22 protein-coding genes and 3 pseudogenes are annotated in these 21078 nt (G+C 40.0%); 1 reads left to right on the forward strand and 24 read right to left on the reverse strand.

Going from position 1 to position 21078, the window contains the following annotated elements:
- From K1I97_RS00920 to K1I97_RS00930, 3 genes are read right to left on the reverse strand one after another with little or no spacing between them, the layout of a single operon-like run.
- A complete protein-coding gene (locus K1I97_RS00920) occupies positions 1-1569 on the reverse strand; it encodes a virulence protein (RefSeq protein WP_049519004.1) in 1569 nt (522 codons plus the stop codon).
- On the reverse strand, positions 1560-1931 hold the full coding sequence (locus K1I97_RS00925) for a hypothetical protein (RefSeq protein ID WP_223331028.1): 372 nt from the start codon (positions 1929-1931) through the stop codon (positions 1560-1562). The genes K1I97_RS00920 and K1I97_RS00925 overlap by 10 nt, the downstream gene beginning before the upstream one ends.
- A complete protein-coding gene (locus K1I97_RS00930; RefSeq protein ID WP_000509001.1) occupies positions 1919-2194 on the reverse strand; it encodes a TIGR04197 family type VII secretion effector in 276 nt (91 codons plus the stop codon). Before K1I97_RS00930 ends, K1I97_RS00925 begins: the two co-directional genes overlap by 13 nt.
- A gap of 308 nt (positions 2195-2502) precedes the next feature.
- Here K1I97_RS00930 and K1I97_RS00935 point away from each other — a divergent pair.
- Positions 2503-2808, forward strand: a pseudogene (locus K1I97_RS00935) (transposase); the annotation flags it as partial.
- A 121-nt stretch (positions 2809-2929) separates the two neighbouring features.
- Here K1I97_RS00935 and K1I97_RS00940 read toward each other — a convergent pair.
- The 21 genes and pseudogenes from K1I97_RS00940 to K1I97_RS01045 form a co-directional block, all read right to left on the reverse strand.
- Entirely contained in the window at positions 2930-3625 is a 696-nt protein-coding gene (locus K1I97_RS00940; protein ID WP_223331027.1) for an alpha/beta hydrolase-fold protein, read from the reverse strand.
- The gene (locus K1I97_RS00945; RefSeq protein ID WP_223331026.1) at positions 3606-4616 is read right to left on the reverse strand and encodes an ABC transporter substrate-binding protein; all 1011 of its coding nucleotides are present in this window, start codon (positions 4614-4616) and stop codon (positions 3606-3608) included. The genes K1I97_RS00940 and K1I97_RS00945 overlap by 20 nt, the downstream gene beginning before the upstream one ends.
- Positions 4617-4635: 19 nt before the next feature.
- Complete coding sequence (locus K1I97_RS00950) at positions 4636-5391, reverse strand: ABC transporter ATP-binding protein (protein ID WP_223331025.1); 756 nt, start codon at positions 5389-5391, stop codon at positions 4636-4638.
- Position 5392: 1 nt separating this feature from the next.
- Entirely contained in the window at positions 5393-6439 is a 1047-nt protein-coding gene (locus K1I97_RS00955; protein WP_223331024.1) for a FecCD family ABC transporter permease, read from the reverse strand.
- Between the two features lie 156 nt (positions 6440-6595).
- Positions 6596-7210, reverse strand: a complete 615-nt coding sequence (locus K1I97_RS00960) for a TipC family immunity protein (RefSeq protein ID WP_223331023.1) — start codon at positions 7208-7210, stop codon at positions 6596-6598.
- Between the two features lie 4 nt (positions 7211-7214).
- Positions 7215-7823: a TipC family immunity protein gene (locus tag K1I97_RS00965; RefSeq protein WP_223331022.1), complete on the reverse strand. Its 609-nt coding sequence runs from the start codon at positions 7821-7823 to the stop codon at positions 7215-7217.
- Positions 7824-7827: 4 nt separating this feature from the next.
- Complete coding sequence (locus tag K1I97_RS00970; protein WP_223331169.1) at positions 7828-8442, reverse strand: TipC family immunity protein; 615 nt, start codon at positions 8440-8442, stop codon at positions 7828-7830.
- 4 nt (positions 8443-8446) lie between these two features.
- Entirely contained in the window at positions 8447-9055 is a 609-nt protein-coding gene (locus K1I97_RS00975) for a TipC family immunity protein (RefSeq protein WP_223331021.1), read from the reverse strand.
- 12 nt (positions 9056-9067) lie between these two features.
- Positions 9068-9676, reverse strand: a complete 609-nt coding sequence (locus K1I97_RS00980; RefSeq protein WP_223331020.1) for a TipC family immunity protein — start codon at positions 9674-9676, stop codon at positions 9068-9070.
- Between the two features lie 10 nt (positions 9677-9686).
- A complete protein-coding gene (locus K1I97_RS00985; protein ID WP_223351600.1) occupies positions 9687-10217 on the reverse strand; it encodes a hypothetical protein in 531 nt (176 codons plus the stop codon).
- The gene (locus tag K1I97_RS00990; protein ID WP_000721868.1) at positions 10150-10755 is read right to left on the reverse strand and encodes a TipC family immunity protein; all 606 of its coding nucleotides are present in this window, start codon (positions 10753-10755) and stop codon (positions 10150-10152) included. Before K1I97_RS00990 ends, K1I97_RS00985 begins: the two co-directional genes overlap by 68 nt.
- 10 nt (positions 10756-10765) lie before the next feature.
- A pseudogene (locus K1I97_RS00995) lies at positions 10766-12397 on the reverse strand (T7SS effector LXG polymorphic toxin).
- Positions 12387-12746, reverse strand: a complete 360-nt coding sequence (locus K1I97_RS01000; protein ID WP_223331018.1) for a hypothetical protein — start codon at positions 12744-12746, stop codon at positions 12387-12389. The pseudogene K1I97_RS00995 and the gene K1I97_RS01000 overlap by 11 nt, the downstream one beginning before the upstream one ends.
- A complete protein-coding gene (locus K1I97_RS01005) occupies positions 12743-13021 on the reverse strand; it encodes a TIGR04197 family type VII secretion effector (protein ID WP_223331017.1) in 279 nt (92 codons plus the stop codon). Before K1I97_RS01005 ends, K1I97_RS01000 begins: the two co-directional genes overlap by 4 nt.
- Positions 13022-13398: 377 nt before the next feature.
- Positions 13399-13668, reverse strand: coding sequence for a 30S ribosomal protein S15 (rpsO, locus tag K1I97_RS01010; protein ID WP_001018251.1), 270 nt, complete (start codon positions 13666-13668; stop codon positions 13399-13401).
- Positions 13669-13812: 144 nt separating this feature from the next.
- Positions 13813-16518, reverse strand: a complete 2706-nt coding sequence (locus K1I97_RS01015; protein ID WP_223331168.1) for an FtsX-like permease family protein — start codon at positions 16516-16518, stop codon at positions 13813-13815.
- Complete coding sequence (locus K1I97_RS01020; protein ID WP_223331016.1) at positions 16514-17215, reverse strand: ABC transporter ATP-binding protein; 702 nt, start codon at positions 17213-17215, stop codon at positions 16514-16516. Before K1I97_RS01020 ends, K1I97_RS01015 begins: the two co-directional genes overlap by 5 nt.
- A 126-nt stretch (positions 17216-17341) precedes the next feature.
- Positions 17342-18034 carry a phosphoglycerate mutase gene (locus K1I97_RS01025; protein ID WP_223331015.1) on the reverse strand — a complete coding sequence of 231 codons (693 nt, stop codon included), beginning with the start codon at positions 18032-18034 and terminating at the stop codon, positions 17342-17344.
- A gap of 127 nt (positions 18035-18161) precedes the next feature.
- Positions 18162-18806: pseudogene (locus K1I97_RS10275) on the reverse strand (DUF4956 domain-containing protein).
- 386 nt (positions 18807-19192) lie between these two features.
- Positions 19193-19789 carry a LemA family protein gene (locus tag K1I97_RS01040; RefSeq protein ID WP_223331012.1) on the reverse strand — a complete coding sequence of 199 codons (597 nt, stop codon included), beginning with the start codon at positions 19787-19789 and terminating at the stop codon, positions 19193-19195.
- A gap of 208 nt (positions 19790-19997) precedes the next feature.
- A complete protein-coding gene (locus K1I97_RS01045; RefSeq protein WP_223331011.1) occupies positions 19998-20870 on the reverse strand; it encodes a TPM domain-containing protein in 873 nt (290 codons plus the stop codon).
- Positions 20871-21078: the final 208 nt, after the last annotated feature.

The following is a 21078-nucleotide window of genomic DNA, read 5'->3' on the forward strand; positions in this document are numbered from 1 at the left end:
CTATGATTTTAACCACTTAACAGCTTTTAAAATATATTTGACTAATTGATTTTTTTCATAATTTGATAATTTATTCAATTCTGAAATATCATCAATCCATTCTCTAGCACTTGCTGCATCGACAATTTCATCCATTCCCCTATGGGCATTAACTCTATAACCTGATTTTCCTCCCCCTGACTGAATCTGAACTTTACCACTATGGGGTTCTGCATCTACGCGAATATTCCCTTTCTTTCCTTTTACTTTTCCTTCAACAGTCCCAAAAGTCTTACTCGTAGGTTTATTGGCCTTCCAGCTATCGTAGTTGCTAGAATAATTAACCTGAATTTCGCCATTTAGTAAGGCCGTATTTGTAATAGCTGATAAGCTAGTTACTGCTCCACTAGATATCAGTACATTTCCATATTGTACCACTGATACAGATACTGCGGTACCAACTACGAGACTTCCTCCCATTGTTGGTGGACTAGCCATTATACTCAATGTTTCGAGAGCACCACTCGCAAAGTAGACTCCTAAACCAGAGAAAATTTGAGCTACTCCACTCCAAAATTCGACTGAATTTGCTTCAAAGTTTTGGGCTTTTAGTTCATCAAGCTTTTTGTTAACCAAATGAGTATAATCATCATCATACTTCCCATTTTTTAAAACGACATAGCCTTGCTCCAAGGAATGAATTTCAATGATATTCCCTGTTTCATCAATCTTAAGAGTGTGATTGTAGTCGTCGATTATTTTATCCCATTCGGACTTGTCGTGACCTTTTAAGCGCTTCTTTAATTCAGCACGATAGTAGGCATCACCATCGTCCGATAGCATCATATCCCTAGAAGCTTTATTGATGGCACGAGTTTCAGAGTCTTGAAAATCTCTTTTGGCATGCGAAACAATCTTCACATCCTTCATCTTTTGCACCCAGCTCATGTCCAGACCGTCCGCATAGTAGTTGCCATCGCTATCGACAATGATTTTACTTAGTTGCGTAGCTCCTTGAATCGCTAAGCTAAGGACTTCTAGACTATCACTGAAATACTGGGAAACTTGTGAGACAAAAAATTCTAGTTTTTCAATCTTGTCATCCAAATCCTGAATACCTGACTCGATTTGAGACTTAGTATTGTAGAGGATGGTCTTCTCAGAGAAAGCTTTCCCCCAATTAAGTGTAAAGAGATCTTTGATTTGATTTAACCAGTTCTCCCTCGCTTGAATCTGAGCTTCTACGATAGCTAGCTGCTCTTCTCTCAATTTTTTCAGTTTCTTGAGCTGGTCCAGGTCCAAATCTCCATATCCAGAGACCTGAGCATCTGCATTTTTGTAGGAGGTCAACTCTAGTTGGATATCATCTATCGCTGCTTGTAACTTCTTGATGCTAGGGATGATAATCTCTGTAAAGAGACCCTTCCCAGCTGTGTAGGCTGCTCCTGTCAGCTCACCTGAGTCTAAAGAGGAAATCAGGTGGTCACATCCACTAGATAAGCGGTCCGTGACTTCATTTGCGACTTGGAGATTGTTAGTCATGGCCTGAATCAATTCTTGGGATTCTTGTGCACTGTATTTTACTCCCATGGTAGCCGGTTCCTTTCTGATATCAGTTCTTCTCTGGCTTCATCGAAAGACCGACGTGCCTTCTTCGTTTGTTTTCCCAATTCATCCAGTTCCTCATCTACATAGGAGTTGACCTGTCGCTGAATGGTTCTATTTTCACTTTCGATTTGCTCTATCATTTGACGAGAACTGGGTGAGAGAGCCAATAGAGTCGCCATACGATGGTGGATGCTCTGGATTTCTGAGTGAAAGTGAGTTAGCTGCTGTTCATATTGTCTTTTTAGAGTCTGAAGACTTTCTTCTTTATCGTCAATCTTGACAATTTCTCTCCAAAGTTTGTAGCGTTTTTCTTCGTTCTTATCTGCCATTTTTAATGTTCCCATCTCTTAGCCAGCTCTACGTCGCGTTTTTCAATCTTATGAGCAATTTCTGGAAACTTATTTGCTTGGGTCAAAACAGCCGAGCTGAAATCACTGACTGCCTGAAGCATTTGGTTGCAGGCCTGACGTCCCGCTTCCATCCCAGCGATTTCAGAAGTATATGAAAATTCTACTTGCTGATTTTGCTTCTTGCTCGTGTCATACCCGACCAATTCATTAATAGCTGCCTCTGCTGCTATCGTGCTAGATTTTATCTTTCCACCCATACTTCAAACTCCCCTTATTCATTGTATATTGACCATATCATAACACAAAAATAGTACGATTTCAAAATGAATCATAAGGAACTAAAGAGTTTCCATATTATCAAAACTATCAAACTCAACACCTTTAGTTTTTGGAACTTTAACAACTCTAAAAAACGGATTTTTATTTCTCTAAATATAAAAATGGAGAAGATAGTAATTATCCTCTTCATATGTTAGCTTTTCCCCAACCCACTACAGTTGACAAAGAGGCCAATAAACGAATTAAGACCAAACTAAAACATCTTGTCGGCACCATCTGGGGAACAATATTGGAACTTGGTGACATTCGTAGATTTCACTCTGCCAATCAAATCAATGTTTTTATCGGCATTGACCTCAGACACTATAAATCTGGAAACTTTTTAGCCAAGGAACATATCACCAAACGTGGAAATCCCTATGCCGGAAAGATTCTCTTTAAGTGCATTCATAACATAGCTTTAGCTAGCTACACCAATCCTTGTCATATCGCAGACTTCTATGAGAAACGGAAAAGACAATCGCAAGTGACTTCAACCAAACCACACACGAGTTTGACTATTAAATTCAGACTATGGAACTCAAACTATTTTTCATCAAATATCTTGATATACTTGACAAATAGTAGAAAAGGATTTAGTCCTGTGCAATACAGAACTAAATCCTTTCAATCACTATTTATCCAACTTTTGGGGGCAGTACATTAACAGGCGGTTATGATTCGATTTTCCATTTTTGAGCCAACCAGTTAGAAAAAGCTAGAAATCGCTCAGCCACTTGCTCATGATGCCCATAAGAATCAAAGACAAACTGACCAGCCGGATAGCGTTGCTGAAGACTGGTATGGATCTGCTCAGCATAGGCTGGTGCTTGAGCCAAGCGATTGGTATGATGGGCTCCTTCTGTTTGACCATTCTGTAAATACAGCAAACAGTCCAAATTTTTCACCTTTTCTTCCTTGCAATAAGTCGTAAAATCAGGATACCAAAAGGAACCGCAGATAGAGAAGACACAGGAGACCTTGTCAAAATGGAAAAGACTGTATACAGCCGCCAAACCACCTAGTGAGTAACCTCCATAAGCAAGGCGATTTTTGTCCAGGCGATAAAGTGACTGCAACTTGTCTAAAAGACCTCCAAATAAATGACTATGATAGGTATTTGCCTGACCGCCAAAATCTGGAGCCCCATCTCTCAGAGCAGCTGCCTTCCATGGAGTGTAATCGTCTAGGCGATTTTTAGAGGTCAAACCCACTAAAATCACAGATTCTGAAAGGGAAGAGAGGAAATCCAAGTTTCCATCATTCAAGAGAATAACTGGATAGGTTTGATTGGGATCATAGGTCGAAGGAAGACTGACCTTGACTTGGATCCCTTCCCAGTCAAACTCATTATTTATTGATAAAGTCATTGATTTTCTCAAGGGAATCAATCACTGCTGGACCATAGTCCATCAACTCGTCGTAAGAGATGGTCATGATTTTTTGATTCTTAATTGCAGGAACACCTTCCAAAACAGCATTTGCCTTCATCAATTCTACTGCGTTGGCATCCAATTTTTTATTACGGTCACTGGTTACATAGATAATCAACTCAGGATCCATTGACACGAGATTTTCCAAGGTCAAGCCTGAGGTTCCCGTTGCAACGTTGGTATAACCAAGTTGATTTAGCAGGCTTTCTTGCAAAGCAGACTTGTAGGCACCAAAGGTTTCATCATTATAAGCAACCATAATCAAAGCCTTTTTCTTTTCACCTTGGCTTGTTGGGTTTGCTTTCTTAACAGCGTCAATTTTAGCTTGTAATTGGGCTGCGTATTCATTGGCCTTGTCCTGAACATTGAAAATCATTCCAAGATTTTTGACATCTTCTACGATATTTCCCAAATCTTGCTGAATTGTTGAGAGAGAAGCTTTTTGCGTATAGACTGGGATTTTGTTTTCATTCCAAGTGCTAACTGTTCCCAAGGATTTTTCAGAAAACATCATGTTTCGACCCATCACAGCATCTGGCTCATAAGAAAGGACTGTCTCTTGAGAGATTGTTTTTTTATCACCGATTTGAGGAATCGTTGCAATCGCGTCCTTGTATTTACCTGTTACAGCATTGTCAGGGTTGAGCATGCCAGCAATTTTATCCTTCAAGCCTAACTCCAATAAGATTTCAGTGGTTGAAAGATTATTTGTGATAACTTTTTCAGGTGCCTTGTCAAAGACTTGTTCGACTTCATTTCCCTTAGCATCATAGGTCTTGACCGTTAGCGGATAAGTCGTCTCTGTGCTGGCCTTTTGACTTGTTTCTGTACTAGATTGTGTGGTAGCTTTTTCTGTAGTAGTATTACCACAAGCTGCCATGGTTAGGGTAGCTACTGCTACGAGTAAAATGCTCAGTGTTTTTTTCATCTTATTTTCCTTTTCATTTTTATAAATAGTGAATCATGGCTTGCTGATCCTCGGTCCAAGTAACCTGACTTTGAACTCCATATACAGTTTGCAATGACTCTGGGGTGATGGTCTCCTTTGGAGTCCCTTGGTAAAGGATTTCCCCCTCTTTCATCAGATAGAGATAATCCGAATAGCGACAAGCAAGTTGAATGTCATGTAGGACAGCTAGAACATTGACCTTAAGATTCTTCACAATGGCCAACAAGTCTAGCTGATACTTGATATCTAGGTGATTGGTTGGTTCATCCAGGAGCAAGAGGGTCGGTTCTTGCGCTAAGGCACGTGCCAACAAGACTCGTTGCTTTTCTCCACCTGACAGAGATGAATAGAGACGAGTTTTCTTCTCAAGCATATCCACCTTGACGAGAGCATCTTGAACGATGGCATAATCCCTTTCCTTTTCCTTCTGTAAAAAAGAGAGGTGAGGCGTTCTTCCCAGCAAGACGATTTCCTCAACTGTACAATCAAACTGCAATTGATTAAACTGGGTGACAACTGCCATTTGCTTGGCTGTTTCTTTGAGTGACCAATGCTCCAGCGGCTTTCCATCTAGGCTTATCAAGCCTTTGTCCGCCCTTTCCTGACGATAGAGGAGTTTAAGCAGGCTGGTTTTTCCACTTCCATTTGGCCCTAGTATCGTATGAAATTGATGCCCCTCAACCTTAAGAGAAACTCCTTTTAAGATTTTTTTCTCTCCTAGTCCAAAGTGGACATCCTGACAAATCAAGTCCATATCAGGCCCTCACCTCCCTTCGCCTACCTCCAACAATGTAGATGAAGAAGGGAGCACCTACTAAGGCTGTAAAAATACCAATCGGCAACTCAGCATTTTGAATGATGACACGAGAGAGTACATCTGCCCAGACGACAAAGAGGGCGCCCAGTAAGGTCGCAACGGGAAAAAGTCTCATGTAATTCGTTCCTACTAACCCTCGAGCTAAGTGAGGAGTAATCAGACCAACAAATCCAATAATCCCACAAGTTGCCACTAATACTGCTGTCAGAACAGCCACCATGGTCACATAAAGATACCAATAAAAGCGTAAGGGAATCCCCAAAGTTAAAGCAGCCTCATCTCCCATCATCATCGCATTAAAAACACGATACTGAGTAGAAAAAAATAGAAAGGCCATTCCTACTACTATAGTTGGCAGGACCAAGTCTGCCCAGGTAGTTCCAGCAAGCGAGCCCATGGTCCAAAACTTAATGGTCATCACACTGTCAGCATTAGCTCCAACTGAGATAATAAAGTTGGAAAATGCCAGAAAAAGGGCATTGACCACCGTTCCTGATAAGATCAGACTAGAAGTCGTCATTCTTCCCTGCATAGAGGCAATGATGAGGACAGCGATTGTTGCCAAAATAGCTCCAAGAAAAGCTCCAAGGCTAATCATCACTTTTAAGCCAAGAATGATGCTCAAAGTTGCACCTAGAGTTGCACCCGCAGAGATGCCTAAGACATAGGGCTCAGCAATAGGATTATTCACTGTGGACTGCATCACGCTACCACACATAGAAAGACCAGCACCTACTATCAATCCTAACAATACTCGGGGGAATCTCATGTTCCATACAATGGCAAGAGTGGACTTGGAAACCTCTCCTATCTCAAGAGGAAAACCCAACCTGCTCAAAATAATCCGATAGGTATCACCTAGATCAATCGCAACGGATCCCATAGAAACTGCTAGAAGGAGGGAAATCCCTAAAACAGCTAGCAAAATACCTAAAAGTAACACAAATTGCAGGTCCCGTCGGCTTCCAGAAAATTTGGAAAGCATGCAAACCTCCTTTGATAGAATCTTAAAAATTTAGAAAATTCTCATGAAAAGTATACCATATTTCTACTAGATGAACAAGGATAGAAACATATATAGAAAAAGCCCTCTGAAGTCAGAGAGCTTACCTATTTATAAAATTAGTGAAAATTCTATATATCACCAATTCTCCCACTGAGTTTCAATCTTGACATCGCCATAGTTGCTTGGTGAATACTTACTGTCATAAATGGTACACCAGTCCTTCAAAACTTTCTGATTGACGATTTCGTCGTAATAAGAATCCAAATCCTTGGCAGTGATACCGTACTGTTCTAGGTAGGATTTTACCTCTGATTGATCATCAATATATACTTTGGAATTATTTTCTTTTTTTATTATAGTGGCTTCTTTACTCAAAACACCTAATTTATAATTGTAGCTTCCCCATATTTTTACACTAACATTGGAAGATAGTCTTCTTTCAGAGTAAATGAACAAAACCTTCTGTGAGTTTTGAAAATTAAAACCAATTTCTATCTCAGAATAATCTGACGGTGTTTTCTCTTTGTTGTATAATCCAAACGGAGTATACAAAATATTGGGGTCATCACTTGGCCAATCCGGTCTGATTTTAAACCCATCTATATGCCTTAAAATATTATTTGACCGATATGTTTTCTCCGTTTCTTGGTAAATTTCATCAAAAATGTTTTTAGGTTGTTTAGGAAAAAAGTAGAAACAGGATGATATGATTATCACGAATAAGACTACTAGGCCTAGGATTTTCTTCATATTGTCACCAATTCTCCCACTGGGTTTCAATCTTGACATCGCCATAGTTGCTCGGTGAGTAGTTACTGTCATAAATCGAGCACCAATCCTTCAAGACTTTCTGGTTGACGATTTTGTCATAGTCTTGCTCTAATTCTTCTTTAGAAATATTATATTTTCTGAGATATTCTCTTATTTTTTCTTCATCCTCTAGATATTGACCTGGTTGCCTTGGCTCTTCAAAAATTGCAAGCTCCTTTTGAAGTACTTTCTTTTTTATATTATAGTGTGCCGAATACCATAGGGTAATATCCGAATTAATCCTTTTTTCAAAACGAATCGTCATCCCTTTAATACCTTCTCCAAAATTAAAGCTAATACTTATATCTTTATAGTCTTCAGGATGAGTTTGATACTTCCCAGAAGGAGTGTATGCAAAGTATTCACTATCATTAGGCCAACCTGCCCTGATTTTAAAGCCATCTATGTTTCTTAAAATATTATTTGACCGATAGGTTTTCTCGGTTTCCTGATAAATCTCATCAAAGATATTTTTAGGTTGTTGGATGAAAAAGTAGAAACAAGATAATACAATTAGTACGATTAAGGCTACTAAACCGAGGATTTTCTTCATGTTATCACCAATTCTCCCACTGGGTTTCAATCTTGACATCACCATAGTTGCTTGGCGAGTACTTGCTGTCATAAATGGTACACCAGTCCTTCAAAACTTTCTGATTGACGATTTCATCGTAGTAAGTATCCAAATCCTTGGCAGTGATACCGTACTTTTCGAGATAGGATTTTACTTGGGCCTCGTCTTCGATATAAGTTTCCGTATCTGCTTTCTTTAATCCTATTTTGACAAATTTTTTTAAAATACGATCCTTACGAGTATATTTATTCCATAAGCGAACTCTAACGTTTGGCCCGATTCGCTTTTCAAATGAGATTGAACTTAACTGTGTTTTTGTAGCAAAATTAAAACTAATTTCGACTTCAAAATACTCTTCTGGGGTATGGTCTTTATTATAAGTTCCAAATGGATAATATTTAGAATACTCTCCATCACTTGGCCAACCTGGACTAATTTCAAAGCCATCTATATGCCTTAAAATATTATTTGTTCGATAGGTTTTCTCAGTTTCTTGGTAGATTTCATCAAAAATGTTTTTAGGTTGATGAATAAAAAAGTAGAAACAGGATGATACAATTATCATGAATAAGGCTACTAAACCGAGGATTTTCTTCATGTTATCACCAATTCTCCCACTGGGTTTCAATCTTGACATCGCCATAGTTGCTTGGCGAGTACTTGCTGTCATAAATAGAGCACCAGTCTTTTAAAACCTTCTGATTGACGATTTCGTCGAAGTCTTTCTCTAATTCTTCTTTGGAAATATTATTTTTTCTTAAATATTCTCTTACTTTTTCTTCATCATCAATAAATTGACCTGGTTGCCTTGGCTCTTCAAAAATCGCAAGCTCTTTTTTGAGGATTTTCTTTTTTATATTATAGTGTGCTGAATACCATAGGGTAATATTCGAATTAGTCTTTCTTTCAAAAAGAATCGTCATTCCTTTAATACCTGAACCAAAATTAAATCCAATACTTATGTCTTTATAACCTTCAGGATGAGTTTGATACTTCCCTGAAGGGGTGTATGCAAAATATTCTCCATCATTAGGCCAACCTGGACTAATTTTAAACCCATCTATGTTTCTTAAAATATTATTTGTACGATATGTCTTCTCTGTCTCTTGGTAGATTTCATCAAAAATATTTTTAGGTTGTTTAGGAAAAAAGGAAAAACAAAATAATACAACTAGTAAGACTAAAGCTACTAAACCGAGGATTTTCTTCATGTTATCACCTTGTCACCAATTCTCCCACTGAGTTTCAATCTTGACATCGCCATAGTTGCTTGGCGAGTACTTGCTGTCATAGATGGAACACCAGTCTTTTAAAACCTTCTGATTGACGATTTCGTCGAAGTCTTTCTCTAATTCTTCTTTGGTTATGTTGTATTTTTTTAAATAGTCTCTTACTTTTTCTTCATCATTAAGATATTGACCTGGTTGCCTTGGCTCTTCAAAAATCGCAAGCCCTTTTTTGAGCACTTTCTTTTGCATATTATAGTGTGCTGAATACCATAGGGTAATATCCGAATTAATCCTTTTTTCAAAACGTATCGTCATTCCTTTAATACCTTCTCCGAAATTAAAGCTAATACTTATGTCTTTATAACCTTCAGGATGAGTTTGATATTTCCCTGAAGGGGTGTATGCAAAATATTCTCCATCGTTAGGCCAATCGGGTCTGATTTTAAACCCATCTATGTTTCTTAAAATATTATTTGACCGATAGGTTTTCTCCGTCTCCTGATAAATCTCATCAAAAATATTTTTAGGTTGATGGATAAAAAAGTAGAAACAGGATAATACAATTAGTGCGAACAACACTATTAAAGCTAATATTTTTTTCATCATCATTCTCCTAATCTGCCACAGCTTCTAAACGATTTAAAAACTTGGACACTCCTGGATATTTTCTTTCAATATATGTTTTAAGAGCATCTTCTCCATCTAGCTTAATATCCGTTGGTCGCAAACTATCATAAATAGTATCTCTGACTGTATCCCAATCCTTATTTTTTAGGAATTCTCTTTCTCTCTGAGAAGAGTCTTTTTGAAGGTCAGCATAATAAGAAGAGATGGCTTGATCATAGGATTGTCCCTTCTGCATACGGCCGATAAGGTTGACCGAGTCTAGGTCTGCCTTGTAGTCATCCTCGCCAATACTTGGCTTCATATCATTAGCGTTAAAGGTTGTGTCTCCCTCCCAGCCTGAAAGGTCCTTGACACGCTCTCTACCGCCATAGACATCGGCTAACTGAACTTGATTAGGATTAAGATGAGTAGCCATAGTGATGGACTGGTAAGTGAAATCTGGGGGCCTGTCACCAATTCTCCCACTGGGTTTCAACCTTGACATCGCCATAGTTGCTTGGCGAGTACTTACTGTCATAGATGGAACACCAGTCTTTCAAGACTTTCTGATTGACGATTTCATCGTAGTAAGAATCCAAATCTTTGACAGTAATACCATACTTTTCTAAGTAGGATTTCACCTGTTCTTCGTCTTCGATATAGCTATCCTCGTTTCCTGATAATACTATTTGAATTGACTTTTTGATTGTTTTAGTGTTTGGATTATATTTGTTGACCATCCATAGCTTCATACCATCAGCTACTTTTCTCTCAACTGAAACAAACATTTTACTATACGCTTTCTCAAAATTAAATCCAACTCTCAGTTCAAGATAGTCTTTCGGAAGAGTCTTATACTTTCCTAAAGGGCTATATTTAAAATAATCTCCATCACTTGGCCAGACATCATCAATTTCAAAACCTTCTATATTTCTTAAAATATTATTTGTGCGATAGGTTTTCTCTGTTTCTTGGTAGATTTCATCAAAAATATTTTTAGGTTGATGCGTAAAGAAGTAAAAACAAACTGATACAAGTAATACTACTATTGTTAAAACACCTAGTATTTTCTTCATAGATTTCCTCCTAATCCGCTACGGCTTCCAAGCGATTTAAAAACTTGGATACACCTGGATAGTTACTTTCAATATATGCTTTAATAGCATCTTCTCCTTTTTCCATAACCTCTAACGGAAGAATACTGGCATAGATAGTACTTCTGACTTGTTTCCAATCTTTATTTTTCAAAAATTCTCTTTCTCTCAGAGTCGAATCCTTTTGAAGGTCAGAGTAATAAGAAGTTATAGCTTGGTCATAGGATTGCCCTTTCTGCATGCGACCAATAAGATTGACCGAGTCTAGGTCTGCCTTGTAGTCATCTTCACCAATACTTGGTTTTTTATCCGTAGCATTTTTAGTCGTGTCTCCTTCCCAGCCTGAAAGATCCTTGACACGCTCTCTACCGCCATAGAAATCGGATAATTGGAAACTGCTAGGATTCAGATGAGTAGCCATAGTGATGGACTGGTGGGTAAAGTCTGCGTGACCTGCTCCGTTGTTAGAATAAGCCTTTAGTTTGCTATCCCAAAACTTATCAAAACCATCTTCTTTATTATAAGTTTCGGAATAACGCTTTTTGAAAGTTTCATATAATTCAGGGTCCTCAGATTTTAACTTATTTGAATAACTAGCTTTCCCACTAGCCAGTTCATGTTGCAACCTAAGATTATAAATCAATTTTTTGGCATCTGTTTCATCTTTGATTCCAAGTTCTTTAAAAATTTCAAGAAGTGGCTTTTCTACTGTCCTTGATTTTCCTGTAATCGAACTGCCAACAGTCACATTATAAAAATAAGTTTTCAAATGACCCGCCGTTTCGTTCCACCGAAACCCATCATAGTTGACCGCACCAACGACTCGCAAAAAGATATAGTCTCGAAACTCTTGGCTAGAGGTCGGGAACTTCCTGTCTATCCCTTGCTTGATGGTCAAGAGCTGTTGAGCTGTCTCTGCGTCAAAACCGTATTCTGCCATCATGGTTTGGACAAAGGCTTTCTCTTGACGACTGAGCTTCATATCCTTTGTGTCAGCATAGGCAGTCAGGTAGTTGGCCCAAGTCAGGTCAGATGGGACTTTAAAGACCCCATTTTTTGCATCCCAACTACTTTCAATCTGAGCTAGTCCACGACTCAGTTGCACATCGATACTAGCAAGATCATCGAACAGTCCTCCTGAGTAGCTATCATAGGAGCGTAGGTCTTTCAAAATCGTTTCATAGTTACGTTTATTAGCCTGGTGACCTCGTATGAGTTCCGTATTATTCCCCTTTTTTTCGCTATCTAGGCTCAAGGTGGAGAAGGATTGATTGACTTCATATAAATAGGCAATCATTTACTCTTCCTGGCGGATCTTATCAAGCAGATCATCCTCGCACCAACTCTTGGTGTCGACCATCGTTTGGTAGTCTTCTGGTAATTTCTTGATAGCTTGAGAGAAGGTTTCTGCATAGAGTTGTCCCCCTTTGCTCAAGGGCAGTAAGACACTTGCGAAAAAACTTCTAGCCGAATCATAAGCATCTCCCTTTAGACTCTCCGTATCCTCTGAAAATTTTTGAATGGCTGATTGCAAGTCTTGATAAGCCTCCACCTGTGATTGGCACATGGTCGCTACACTCGAACTTTGTAGTTGTGATTGTTCCAAATACATATCAATGCCCATGATGCGTCTCCTCCTCTCTTTCTAGTTCCTTGCGTCTTTCATAGTAAACCGCATCCAAGTCTTCCTCTAACCGGAACTCTTCTTTTTTCAAATCATCCATATGGTAGCTGAGGTCCTCAAGGATTTGGTTTTTGAGTTGGTTTCTTTGCAGGAGCGTTTCTTCCAACTGTCCTGCATATCGGCTTTGATAGGCTGCCTCCCACAAATCACTTTGATAACGGTGACTAACTCTATCATACCCTTCAAAGATTTCTATCAGTTCTGTGGTGCGGTACTTCTCTTTTCCATTGTCTTCTAGCTGGTACAAAAGTTCTCGCTCTCTTTTCTTCAACTCATCCAACTTGCTCATGCATTACTCCTAAAACCATTGGCAGCAGCCTCATCTAGCGCTTCAAAATCACTCGCTACAGAGTGAAGTCGTTTGGAAGTAAGGGTGACAGTGGCTGTAATCTGACTAGCTAGATTTTGATCCTTTGTCAGACATTGATGGGCCTTGTTATTCCCTTGAAGAGTCGTTAGGTCATCTTGACTAGCCACAGCGATAGTTGTTAAAGATTGACAAGCATTTTTAAGCTGACTCGCATACGTTTTTGCAACATTTTGATCACTTTTTACTGTTGACATGACTGTCCTATCCTTTTCTCGAATCCCTAGTGATAGTTCACTTCATTTAGCTATATAGGCCTATTATACCATGTTTTGAATACAAGCCCTTGTTTATACTATATTTAGATAATAGAATAATCTTATAACTAACAAAAAGCCCCTCTGAATCCAGAGAGCTAATTTGAGCCTAGGCTAAAATCCTAGTGAAGAAGATGAAACTCCTTATGTTCATCGAACACTGCGTCGTTTCCCTATTTTCATACGGATTTTTATCGCCCTTAGCATCATGATTCTTGCTGGATAAAACGCTTATAGACTAGGCGACAAGCCGAAGATTGTACTGATGGTACATCGAGGCGAAGGCAACGAAGTATAGAAACGTTTTAGACGCAAGATTAGCGACGAAGTCCTAGAGAGTTGATTAACTCACGGTAACGGTTAACGTCGTTTTTACGCAAGTATGCAAGCAAGTTACGACGGCGACCGATTTTCTTCATCAATCCACGGTAAGTAGCGTGGTCTTTTTTGTGTTGTTTGATGTGTTCGTTAAGGTGGTTGATTTCCCAAGTAAGGACAGCAACTTGAACCTCTACTGAACCTGTATCACCTTCGTGACGTGCATATTGTGCGATGATTTCATTTTTTTTCTCTTTTGAGATTGCCATGATGTTTCTCCTTTTTATTTGGCTTCATCCGAGTGACAGGTTGGCATGCCTGTAACCAAGAAGAAGTTATTTGTCTTTGCGACAGTTCTTATTCTACCAAGAAGCAAGGACTTTGTCAACTGATTTACTATTTAAAACCGTGAATTACTCTACTGATTTCAGGGCTTCGAGCATATCTACTTTTCTCAAGTGGCGATTGACAAAGAGCCCCAGTACGGCTAAAATCACAGTCACTGCGACGATTGGAAGAGCATAGACTTCCCAGCTGACCTGAGGATAAAAGAGTATGTTGGCTGGTGAAATCATTTGAATCAAAAATTGATGTAAATAGTGGCCAGCTACCAAACCGAGAGCAATTCCCACAAGGGACAGCACCATGGTCTCGCGGTAGATATAGAGGGTCACTTCTTTATTATGGAAACCGAGAACCTTGATAGTGGAAAGTTCACGTATACGTTCTGCGACATTGATGTTAGTGAGATTGTAGAGAATGACAATGGCTAGTAAAACGGAAACAAGGACAAGGATTGCCATGGTTTTATTGAGCGAACTAGCCACGGATTCAAAGAGGTGGATGGCCGTCGCATTTTGGACGACCCCAGAAACAGCTGCCTTTCCCATAAAGATAGCAGCTTCTTTCTCCGTATTGGAAGGTGTTGGCTCTTTTAATTTTACTAGGTAGGTATTGCCTTGCGGACTGGTGCCATAGACTTGTTCGTAAGTCGCTCGGTTGAGATAAACGAAGTGTCCAACATAGTTTTCAGAAATAGCTGCGACCTTGATTTCCTTCCCATCAAGCTCAAGCTTGTCTCCAACCGTAACACCTGCTAGTTGGGCTAATTTTTGACTCACGACTGCTCCATCGGTAACCTGCACCTCTTGCCCCTTTTCCTCTAATGTGATAAAGGGCTTGAAGTCTTCTCTGTTTGTGACCATCATGGTGATAGTCTGAAGTCCTGCTTTTCCTTTGAAATCTTTTTCAATGGATTTAGAGTAAATCTTTTGATAAGCGTGGATAGATTCAGCTTGCAAGGCACTTTCTAGATCTGTTTTTTCTTGCTCCGTTGCACTGCTCTTTTCCGCTACAATCATCTGGTATTGCTGGATTTGTTCAAATTGGCGCTCGGAAACTCCTCCCACAGATGACTGAATTCCAAGACCTGCAAATAGAAGAGCAACTGAACCCGCAACTCCAAAAATGGTCATCAACATTCGTTGCTTATAACGAAAGATATTTCTTGCCGTAACCTTATGAGTAAAGCTCATACGACTCCAAATAAAGCTCAGGCGTTCCAGTAAAATCTTTGCTCCTTTAACGGGAGGCTTGGGAAGTAAGAGTTGGGCTGCTTCATCGTGTAGTTCCCTCCGCGCTACCAGATAAGCTGGCAAAACGCTGGATACCCAACTTAAGGCTAGGGCAAGAAGGCTATAAGACCAGTAAAAATACTCCTGACTTTTACCAACGACCATCCCAGTTGTTATAACATCCGAAATCACGCCGGCAAGGAGATAATGTCCAAGAAGTGTTCCTATAATGGTTCCCACAGTTCCTGCAAGAAAACCATAGAGGACAAACTTGGCAACAATATCTTGATTGCGGTAACCCAAGGCCTTGAAAATACCAGCATTGGTGCGTTCTTCATCCACAAAGCGAGTCATAGTTGTAAAGGTCACCATCGCAGCAACCATATAAAGCACCACTGGGAAGATATTCCCGACTGAACGAATGCTTGACGATGCATTGCTGTACATGAGGTAGCCTTGACCACCTGGTATGGTTTCGCGATTGTATACGTGGTATTTCGGCTCTGTCAGTTCATCAAGCTCTTTCTGACGCTGTTCAAGCTTCTCTTTTTCATTGGCTAGATCACTCTCTGTCTGAGCCAGTTTCTCTTTTTTAGTTGCCAGTTCTTCCTTAGCTTTTGTCAACTGTCCCTTGGCTTGACTCTTTTGTGGTTCTGGTAAAGCGGTCGCTTGTTCTTCTTGCGTTTTCAAGCGACTTTCGACCTGCTCTAACTGACTCTTGCCATTTTCAAGATTGCTTTCAGCAGTTTGGAGCTGTTCTTTGCCCTCTTCCAGGCTCTTTTGCCCATTTGATTTGATACTTGCCAATCTTTTTTGACCATTATCTTCCAGCAAGTCTTGCAACTCTTCCTGATGTTGGGATCGTTTGGTCTTATAGTCTGATGAAAAAGCATCCAGATTTTTTAAATCGTCATAGCGCACACGCGCGATACTATAGACATCTGAGTCAAACTGACTGGGTAAAATCACTCCATAGCCAGCCAAGCTTCCATTTCCACTACTAGCACTTCCTAAATCTTCTTTAGAAAGAATTTCACCCGACTGAACAAATCCGGTAATTGTGAAAGTTTGGGATTTTAGGACGGACTTTTCTTCTTTCTTAGTAAAGGTAATGGTCTGCCCAATCTGATAGCGGTCTTTCCAGAAGTCAGCTAGAGCAATTTCCCCATCAGCCTCTGGCAGTCGCCCTTCTGTCACTTGGAAGGTTGAAATGCTCTCTGGTTTGGAATAAAGTCGAACCGCTTCTTCACTGTTTTCAACGGTTAGGTCTGCCATATAGCCAAACTCAACACTTGCTCTTTGAAGTGTCTTTAGTTCGTCTTGGTCTTCTTTGTCCAAGCCATAATCAGCTATCACGGCCAGATCCAAGGTATTGGCTTTACGGAGATAATCCTCTGCCGTACGTTCCATGTTTGGACTGGCTACTTTAAGACCTACTAGAGCTAGAGAACCCAGCATCATCAAGGTCAAGATAGAAACAAAGCGTCCCTTTGATGTCGTCACTGACTGAATTAGGTCTTTCCGATATGTTTTTTTCATGCTAATACTCCAAGGTATCGATATCCTGCGGATGCTCATTGATCGTCATGCTCTTAACCGTGGCATCGCGCATGTGAATCACCCGATCTGCAATAGGTGCTAGCGCGCCATTGTGGGTCACGATAATCACCGTCGCTCCTTTTTGACGAGACATGTCTTGGAGAATCTTCAAGACTTGCTTCCCCGTCTGGTAATCCAAGGCACCCGTCGGTTCATCACAGAGGAGAATTTTAGGATTTTTGGCTACAGCGCGTGCAATGGAGACTCGCTGTTGCTCCCCTCCAGAAAGCTGGGCTGGAAAGTTATTGAGGCGATGAGCCAGACCTACGTCTGTCAAGACCTGCTCTGGATCTAAGGCATCTGTCACGATTTCTGAGGCCAGTTCCACGTTTTCCTTGGATGTCAGATTGGAGACCAGATTGTAAAATTGAAAAACAAAACCTACATCTTCACGACGATAGTTTGTTCGTTGGTGCGAACTATAGTTGGCAATATTGGCACCATCAATCCAAATCTCCCCCTCATCATTGGTATCCATACCTCCTAGGAGATTGAGAACGGTTGATTTTCCAGCACCTGAAGCACCAAGAATAATGACCAGCTCCCCCTTTTCAATTTCAAAATTCACATCGCGATTAGCCACAATCTCCGTATCCCCAACCTGGTAACGCTTGTAGCTGTGTTTTATTTCAATATAAGCCATATCGTCCTTCTCTCTTTCTTACATTTAAGTCATTCTTTATTATCATTATAACGCTTTTTCAAATAGTTGGAAACCAGAAGCAAATACAAAAAAAGCCTAGGAATTCCTAGGCTTTCTGTTTATAGATTATTTTCCAAGGTAGTATTCAGAAACTACGTTCAATTTTTCGTCGAATTCGAATACCAATGGTGGGAAGTTAGGGATTTCCACGTCCATGATTTCGTCATCTGACAATTGTTTGATGTGTTTTACTAGGGCACGGATAGAGTTACCGTGAGCTCCTACGAATACGTTTTTACCATCTTTAAGTGCTGGAGCGATTTTGTCTTCCCAGAATGGAAGGGCACGTTCCAAAGTCACTTTCAAGTTTTCAGCATCTGGGATAACTGAGTCGTCAAGTGAAGCGTAACGACGATCAGTGTGTGCTGAGTATTCGTCATCACGAGGCATTGCAGGAGGCAATACATCGTATGAACGACGCCAGATGTGAACTTGCTCATCACCAAATTGTTCAGCAGCTTCAGCTTTGTTTTTACCAGTCAAACCACCGTAGTGACGTTCGTTCAAGCGCCATGATTTTTCAACTGGAACCCACAATTGGTCAGCAGCTTCAAGAGCCAAGTTTGTTGTTTTGATCGCACGTTTCAATACTGAAGTGTAAGCTTGGTCAAATTCGATACCAGCTTCTTTGATCAATTTACCAGCGTCAATCGCTTGTTGTGTACCTTTTTCAGACAAATCAACATCAGCCCAACCAGTGAAAAGGTTAGCTTTGTTCCATTCAGACTCACCGTGGCGAGCAAAAACCAATTTTACCATTAGATGGATTCTCCTTTAATTTTTCGAGGTTTCCCTCGTTTATCTATTCTATTTTACACAATTTTTCACAAAAAAGCTAGTTAAAATCAACTAAAAAGAGAAGAGCCTCTTCCTCTTCTCTTCCACCTTATAAGATTTTTTTCTTTTTTGTGACTCTGGAGATGGACATGGATAAAATGTCTTTATAGGCCAAGAACTGGTGCATCAATTTGCTATCACTGATTTCGGAAGAAGATCAATTACATATTCCAGCTTGACCATTTTATTTTCGGCTGATTCGATAGCGATCATCTCAACATTTTTACAGTTTGCCGTAAAAATTGCCTCAAAAAGCAGCTCATAATCAGAACTTGCTGGAATTTTCATTGTCACATAACGTCTTGTTTTCAAGCGCTATCCAAACAAGCGAAATCATCAGTGTAAAGAGGATTGACAAGGCAACAAATCCCATACCGACTGTAATACCAACAGCCGTTGCCATATAGACAGCTAGGAGTTCTTTAGCACCTCCTGCAGCCAATCGAAATCGAATGAGGCTGAAAGTCCCTGCCACGGCCACACTAGTACCTAAATTTCCATTCATCAAAAAGATGATAATGGAAATAATGGCTGGCAAGAGGGAAAAGGTGACTACAAACTCTTTTGTATAGATGGTTTGGCGCTTATAAACCATTGCTAGGATGATCCCTAAAACTAAATTTGTTGCTACGGCGAGAACGAAGGCTAGGGGATTAATCTTGACCTCAGCTGCCAAATAAATACTATTGAATATCGGAAAAGCATCTTCATCTCCTTTATACTAGACAAGTGGATGCTTCGTGAGCTCATTTGCTTTTAGATAAGCCTTATCATATTTTGAAAAGAATTGATATTCTAGCCCATGCCCGTTTAAAATCTTTGCCAATCAGGTCGGATACTGGCCAGAAACCTTGATTTCCCTATTATCCTCTGAAAGCGCTCCCAAAATGTTGATAGCTTCAAAATCAGGATTTTCATCAATTTGAATATCAAAAAAGAGAGGTCCAATTTTTGGTCCTCTCCAAATTTCAGCTGACACGGATCACTACAGTAGACAAGGGACCTAACTTTCCCAAGATTTGAGCTCTAAAATCAGGATTCATGCTAAAGAATTTCCCCTATTCACAGAGCTAGTTCACTTTATTGACTTGATGAAGATGTTCCAAAATCGACCTTAGGAACTGTCTTGGCTTCTTCTGTTTCTTTGAAGGTTTCAGCCTCTTTAAAGTTCATCATATTCGCAAAGAGCACGGTTGGAAAACTTCTCAATTTTTGATTGTACCCAGCTGCGACCTTGTTATAATCCTTGCGTGCTACAAAGATACGATTTTCACTTCCCTCAAGTTCAACCATTAGTTGCTCAACATTTTGATTGCTCTTGAGTTCTGGATAATTCTCCGTCAAGGAAATCAAGCGGGAAAGAGCTGAGCTCAACTCTCCCTGAGCCTTTTGGTTTTCTTCCGATGTCACGGAGCTACTACCGATTTTAGCTCTAGCATCAGCAATCTTGGTAAAGACTTCGGTTTCATGATTCATTTGTCCTTTAACGGACTCTACCAAGTTACCAATCAAGTCCGAACGACGTTGGAGGGCTGTCGAGACATCGGCCTGAGCCTGCTCCACTTTAGTCTGTTCACCAACCAGACCATTATAGGTTGCCACTGCAGAACAACTTCCTAGAACTAGTAGTCCAAAGAAAATCGCCACTATTGAGAGAATTACTTTATTTTGTTTCATATCAAAACCTTAACACTTTCTTTTATCAACTTTTCTGAGAATAGTCTCTGTATAGAAACCGAGTTCAACGGTGATGGACTTGAACCTTTATAGCTAGTTCCATCTCTTAAATCAATTTTCCAAAGGTTTAGTTTCTCGCCCTTGATTAAAGAGTCAATTGCGGTAACGTTAGAGAAACCTCATTATATTTGCATCTGTCTGTGATGGTTTACCAATCATCAGACGAACCGCCACCATCAAAACCACCGCCGTCCCAGCCACCAGATGAATCGGAGCCCGAGTCAGACCAAGAAGAACCTGAGTCAGACCAAGAGGATCCTGAATCTGATGAGTCACCGCTCCACCAGCCACCGCCAGAATCATCGCCATGTGAACCGCCACCACGACCTCCAGAAATAAATCCGATGATCATCACGATGAAGTAAATGAGAATTCCAAATCCGATAACTCCATCACTCGAACTGCTTTTTCGATGCCGTCTCGAAGAACTGCTCTCACCAGCATACCTTTCAAGTTCCCTTAAGCGACTAGAGTTGGTGGTATAGTCGTAACTACTTCTAGAACTTGAAGCAGTCGTACTCGATCCACTATAGAACATGTAGTTGAGATTGTTTACTATTGAGAGAACTCCATTATTGTAGTCTCCCTTTTGAAAATAAGGGCGTGCTGTTGTCAAGAACCTGTGAGTCTGATAGTCTGTGATCTTACTGGCCACATTATTACTGGTTTCAATCCGTGATTTTCTATCTTGGACTGCTACGACGACCAAGGCACCATGGTTATCTCCCGAGTAGCCAATTTTCCAAGCTCTAGCTGTTTCATTGGCGACTGTTTCGATTGTTTCTCCATCTAGGCTTTTCATAACGTAAACGCCCATTTGGAATTTTTCTGTTTTTTGACTATTTACCTTGTTCAAGCCTCGAATCAGTCTGATTGTCTCCTCGGTTAGATAATGATCCGGATCATAAATCCCATACTCAGGTTTTTCAGGTGCTGTGAATGCTGACAAGAAGAGAAAGACCATCAACAATCCAAGCAAGCGAACCAACAAACTATTTTTAAATAATCTGATTCTTTTCATAATAACCTCCCTGATAAAGGAAAATTGATTTAAGGAATTATAGCATTTTGATTTTTACAAAAAAAGTGCATTTTCATTACAAATAGATTACAAAAACTAGAAAATTGATTGAATTTTGATGACAGATTTCCACTTCAAATTGATAAGCTTTTTTCGCTCCCTTAAAATAGAACAAAGAAGACCCCACAGTCTTCTTTCAATTTATTTT

Origin of the sequence: Streptococcus oralis (assembly GCF_019929345.1) — a bacterium.
GTDB lineage: Bacteria > Bacillota > Bacilli > Lactobacillales > Streptococcaceae > Streptococcus.

What these genes read in the sequence shown, in the direction of transcription:
- K1I97_RS00980 (WP_223331020.1), bottom strand. Translation starts at nt 9,676, where the DNA reads ATGAAAAAAATATTAGCTTTAATAGTGTTGTTCGCACTAATTGTATTA.
- K1I97_RS01045 (WP_223331011.1), bottom strand. Translation starts at nt 20,870, where the DNA reads ATGAAAAGAATCAGATTATTTAAAAATAGTTTGTTGGTTCGCTTGCTT.
- K1I97_RS01040 (WP_223331012.1), bottom strand. Translation starts at nt 19,789, where the DNA reads ATGAAACAAAATAAAGTAATTCTCTCAATAGTGGCGATTTTCTTTGGA.
- rpsO (WP_001018251.1), bottom strand. Translation starts at nt 13,668, where the DNA reads ATGGCAATCTCAAAAGAGAAAAAAAATGAAATCATCGCACAATATGCA.
- K1I97_RS00975 (WP_223331021.1), bottom strand. Translation starts at nt 9,055, where the DNA reads ATGAAGAAAATCCTCGGTTTAGTAGCTTTAGTCTTACTAGTTGTATTA.
- K1I97_RS00950 (WP_223331025.1), bottom strand. Translation starts at nt 5,391, where the DNA reads ATGGACTTGATTTGTCAGGATGTCCACTTTGGACTAGGAGAGAAAAAA.
- K1I97_RS00945 (WP_223331026.1), bottom strand. Translation starts at nt 4,616, where the DNA reads ATGAAAAAAACACTGAGCATTTTACTCGTAGCAGTAGCTACCCTAACC.
- K1I97_RS00920 (WP_049519004.1), bottom strand. Translation starts at nt 1,569, where the DNA reads ATGGGAGTAAAATACAGTGCACAAGAATCCCAAGAATTGATTCAGGCC.
- K1I97_RS00985 (WP_223351600.1), bottom strand. Translation starts at nt 10,217, where the DNA reads ATGACAGTAAGTACTCGCCAAGCAACTATGGCGATGTCAAGGTTGAAA.
- K1I97_RS01020 (WP_223331016.1), bottom strand. Translation starts at nt 17,215, where the DNA reads ATGGCTTATATTGAAATAAAACACAGCTACAAGCGTTACCAGGTTGGG.
- K1I97_RS01025 (WP_223331015.1), bottom strand. Translation starts at nt 18,034, where the DNA reads ATGGTAAAATTGGTTTTTGCTCGCCACGGTGAGTCTGAATGGAACAAA.
- K1I97_RS00990 (WP_000721868.1), bottom strand. Translation starts at nt 10,755, where the DNA reads ATGAAGAAAATACTAGGTGTTTTAACAATAGTAGTATTACTTGTATCA.
- K1I97_RS00955 (WP_223331024.1), bottom strand. Translation starts at nt 6,439, where the DNA reads ATGCTTTCCAAATTTTCTGGAAGCCGACGGGACCTGCAATTTGTGTTA.
- K1I97_RS00965 (WP_223331022.1), bottom strand. Translation starts at nt 7,823, where the DNA reads ATGAAGAAAATCCTCGGTTTAGTAGCCTTAATCGTACTAATTGTATTA.
- K1I97_RS00930 (WP_000509001.1), bottom strand. Translation starts at nt 2,194, where the DNA reads ATGGGTGGAAAGATAAAATCTAGCACGATAGCAGCAGAGGCAGCTATT.
- K1I97_RS00925 (WP_223331028.1), bottom strand. Translation starts at nt 1,931, where the DNA reads ATGGGAACATTAAAAATGGCAGATAAGAACGAAGAAAAACGCTACAAA.
- K1I97_RS00940 (WP_223331027.1), bottom strand. Translation starts at nt 3,625, where the DNA reads ATGACTTTATCAATAAATAATGAGTTTGACTGGGAAGGGATCCAAGTC.
- K1I97_RS00970 (WP_223331169.1), bottom strand. Translation starts at nt 8,442, where the DNA reads ATGAAGAAAATCCTCGGTTTAGTAGCCTTATTCATGATAATTGTATCA.
- K1I97_RS01005 (WP_223331017.1), bottom strand. Translation starts at nt 13,021, where the DNA reads ATGTCAACAGTAAAAAGTGATCAAAATGTTGCAAAAACGTATGCGAGT.
- K1I97_RS00960 (WP_223331023.1), bottom strand. Translation starts at nt 7,210, where the DNA reads ATGAAGAAAATCCTAGGCCTAGTAGTCTTATTCGTGATAATCATATCA.
- K1I97_RS01000 (WP_223331018.1), bottom strand. Translation starts at nt 12,746, where the DNA reads ATGAGCAAGTTGGATGAGTTGAAGAAAAGAGAGCGAGAACTTTTGTAC.